This is a genomic window from Infirmifilum sp., from assembly GCF_049970975.1.
Taxonomy (GTDB): Archaea; Thermoproteota; Thermoprotei; order Thermofilales; family Thermofilaceae; genus Thermofilum; species Thermofilum uzonense.
This window is the reverse complement of record NZ_JBMFLX010000135.1, coordinates 1-3,339: the sequence shown is the minus strand read 5'-3', so window position 1 is coordinate 3,339 and position 3,339 is coordinate 1. Positions and strand designations below refer to the sequence as shown.

At 61.2% G+C, this 3,339-nt stretch carries 3 protein-coding genes and 1 pseudogene; all 4 read left to right on the top strand.

Annotated elements, in window-relative coordinates; all coding sequences use genetic code 11:
• The first annotated feature begins 161 nt into the window (after positions 1-161).
• On the top strand, positions 162-1,085 hold the full coding sequence (locus ACP5KC_RS09555; RefSeq protein WP_428287405.1) for a hypothetical protein: 924 nt from the start codon (positions 162-164) through the stop codon (positions 1,083-1,085).
• Positions 1,086-1,185: 100 nt separating this feature from the next.
• Complete coding sequence (locus ACP5KC_RS09550) at positions 1,186-1,866, top strand: hypothetical protein (RefSeq protein WP_428287404.1); 681 nt, start codon at positions 1,186-1,188, stop codon at positions 1,864-1,866.
• Between the two features lie 20 nt (positions 1,867-1,886).
• Complete coding sequence (locus ACP5KC_RS09545; protein WP_428287403.1) at positions 1,887-2,306, top strand: hypothetical protein; 420 nt, start codon at positions 1,887-1,889, stop codon at positions 2,304-2,306.
• Positions 2,306-3,339 (top strand): annotated as a pseudogene (locus tag ACP5KC_RS09540) (hypothetical protein); the annotation flags it as partial. The gene ACP5KC_RS09545 and the pseudogene ACP5KC_RS09540, both read left to right, overlap by 1 nt.

Genomic DNA, 3,339 nt, shown 5'->3' with positions numbered 1-3,339 from the left:
CGCTTAGCGCCACGCCTATAGCATCGAGAACGTCCGAGCTCTCCACACTTAACCTGCGTAAAACCAGACATACATATATAAGGCGCTATGCGAGTACTCCCCCGCGGGCACTTAAACAGCTTGGTGAGCCGTTTATGCCTAGAGGGCGGGCGTTCCCAACAATGGGGAGGGCGATAGCCGGCTGCATCATCAACCTTATAAGCAGCACGCACCCGCACTTCAAATCCCTGCTAAGCGAGGGCTTGTGGGGCTTCCCCGACAACAAGCTGAACAGGAGGAGGTGGTCGGCGCTCAAGCCCGGCCTCAGGGCGCTCCTCTACTTCCAGCACAAGGAGGTCAAGGGCGTCTGGGGAGTGGCGGAAGTCGTGGAAGTTTCCGAGAGCAGAGAGCCCGTCCACTATTGGGTCGAGAACCCGGCGGGCTACCCGCTCCAGGTCAGGCTGAGGCTGCTCCAGCCCGTGGAGCTTGCGCCGACGCCGACCGACCCGCTGAATCCCGAGGTCTTCGACGGCGTGAAGCCCCTCCGTAAGGAGGAGCTGGCCGCGCTCGGCGCGAGCATGTTCAGGCCCACTGCCGACAGGTGGTCCATCCTGCTCTTCGGGGATGAGCCCCCTGCCACGTACTCCTCAGCCATCTTCGACAAGATCCTGGACGAGTACACGCTCAGGAACGTTAAGCCCAGGCCCGCGAAGCCCCGCTCCCATGACGAGATCGTCGACATGATCGCCGAGATAGGCAGGATGCAGGGCAAGTTCGTCGAGAAAGAGGTCGAGATAGACGGGAAGAGGATCGACGTTGCCTGGAAGAGGATCGCCAGAGGCGTACCCTACGCCGTGTTCGAGGTCTCCATCGAGGGGGACCTCTACGCCGACCTCGTGAAGCTGAAGCACGCCTTCGACGCGTGGAACTCGATAGCGATCCTCGTTACCACAGCCAAGAAGCGGGGAGAGGCCGAGAAGTGGATCAGCGGGGCGTTCCACGAGGTCAAGCAGTACTTCAGGGTCATCGAGATCGAGGACCTCGTCCAGCTGTACGAGAAGAAGAGGCAGTACAAGGAGCTGGAGAACAAGCTCGGGCTACTCTAGGGAGCTCTGCGCCAGCGACCCTCAGCGGGAACGCTGGGGGGCTCAAGCCCAGAAGCTAACGACACGCTTATAAGGCCAATAACCCCTTGCACGTGAAAGCATGCACCAGCTCTGGCCCCCGGTGAGCAGGCTCCTAGCGTCCGCGCTCCGCGAGGGTACCGGTTACAGCGAGTTCTTCCTCGCGGTTGCCAGGGCTTACGCCGGCGGGAGGGGCTTATCGAGCTCAATCCACCACCTTATCAAGCTACTGGAGAGGCTCCAGCCCACCCCCGAGCTCTCGCTGAGAAGCGCGCTGCTATACGTCGAGAAGCTCGGAGCAGGGGGCTACGCGCCGGTCGTGGTCGACTGCCTGGGCCTGCCCGAGCTATACTGGCTCTACGCGAAGCTACGTGAGGCGCAGCCCCGCGCCTTAGCCGTGTACGCCTACGTGAACGAGACCGGCAGGACGAGCGGCTTCCTGGAGGAAGTGCGGAAGGCCAGCATGCTCCAAGTGGCGACCACTCTGGGCGGGCAGAAAGTGTCGAGCCTCGACAGGATCCTTCATGAGGTCATGAGCAAGCCAGCACAGCTCGAGGAGCTAGCGCGAAAAGCACACACGCACTTCGGGGCGTACGTCGAGGAGCTCGCGAGGCTCCTGCCCACTAGGGCGTTCATCGTGAGCGACCACGGCTACGACTTCGCCAGGGAGGGGGATCTCTGGTACCTCGAGCACGGGCGGGAGCCGAACATCCTGTCGAAGCTGGCTCCCTTGGTAGTTGTCGAGAAACACTATATATACTGACCCCTCTATAGTTCAACCCGATGTCAGAATTGAAACCCTATGCCCACTTCGACGGCTCCTGGCTTAGCCTCTACCTGAGCGACGGGCTAAACCCTCTCGCTAAGGCGTCGGGCGAGGATGCCAGGGCGATGCTCGAGGCACTCCGCAAGACCTTCGGCGAGCCGGACACTGAAGGGAGGTTGTTCATACCGCTGCAGCTCTTCCCCTGCGTCGCCGCCTGGTTCATCGCAGCCCTCGGCTCCAGGGATCCCGGCGCCCTGCTCAAGAAGGCGCTTAAGTACACACCAAAGGTGGTCGCGGACGCTGTCTGGGAGCTAGCCTACCTCTCCAGCCTGAAGAACCCCAAGAGGAGGGGGAAGCCGATGATCGACGGCGCCCTCGCCCGGCGCGCCTCGAAGCACATGAGGGGGCTGCTCACCCTTTACCACGAGGTGGTGTGATGAAGCTCATCGAGAAGGAATTCCCGCTAGCGGAGGTAAACCAGGTAGCGGAGTACGAGACGGGTTTCCTGAAGCTAATTCCGAAAGATGCTAAGGAGCAAATGAGAAAACTACTAGGAGTGAGCGATGCAAAAGGGCTGAACCTACCAAAGATCAACAACCTGATGTACTACCCGGCTAGGAGGCCCGCGAGCACCGCACGCGCGATCACGCTGGCCGCAGCGCTAGGGGAAGGTACCAGGCTTGAGGACTTCACCAGGGCTCTAGGGTTCGAGAGAATGCGAGAACTCGCCAGCAGAACTGGGAGGATCGTGACTCTCTATATGGTAGATCCCGATAGGGAGCTAGTCAAGAAGATGTTGGCCAAGGACCCCAAGAGCTTCGTCGTGGTCGACCCAATGGCGGGTGGCGGCTCGATACCGCTGGAGTCGCTTCGCCTCGGCTTCGCGGTGGTAGCGGGTGACTACAACCCGCTAGCCTACCTCCTCCTCCGCGCCACTATTGAGTTCCCCGCGAAGTATGGCAGGAGGCTCTACGAGCTCGTCAACGAGGAGGCAAGGAAGATGATCGAGTATGCGCAGAGGGAGCTCGGGCGCTTTTACGGCGAGCAGGATACTGGCTACGTATTCCTCAGGGCTGCGCGGCATGATTGCGGTGGCGTCTTGCCGATAATCCGGACAGGGGCTTTGGACGAAAAGCGAGGGATCTACGTGGGCTTTGACTTCGACAAGGAGGCGAAGACCCCTCAGCCCCGGATGACCGATAAGCAGCCACCACCTCTGGTGAGTTGCCCCTACTGCGGGAAGCCTGTAAGCGAGGGGGCGCTTCAGAAGAGGTGGATTGAGGAGCATGTGGGGCTCCTCGAAGATCTCCTTTCGGGCGATGAGGGCGCCGCCGAGAGGGTGGACAGCGTGTACATGCTGGCGGCGGTGCAGTACAGGGAGGGAAGGCGACGAGCGTACCGCGCACCCACCGAGGAGGATCTAGCTCGGTTAAAAGAGGCCGCACGGGAGCTGGCTAGGCTGGCTAAGCG

Coding starts and splice junctions, on each gene's coding strand:
- ACP5KC_RS09555 (WP_428287405.1), top strand. CDS start 162: ATGGGGAGGGCGATAGCCGGCTGCATCATCAACCTTATAAGCAGCACG.
- ACP5KC_RS09550 (WP_428287404.1), top strand. CDS start 1,186: ATGCACCAGCTCTGGCCCCCGGTGAGCAGGCTCCTAGCGTCCGCGCTC.
- ACP5KC_RS09545 (WP_428287403.1), top strand. CDS start 1,887: ATGTCAGAATTGAAACCCTATGCCCACTTCGACGGCTCCTGGCTTAGC.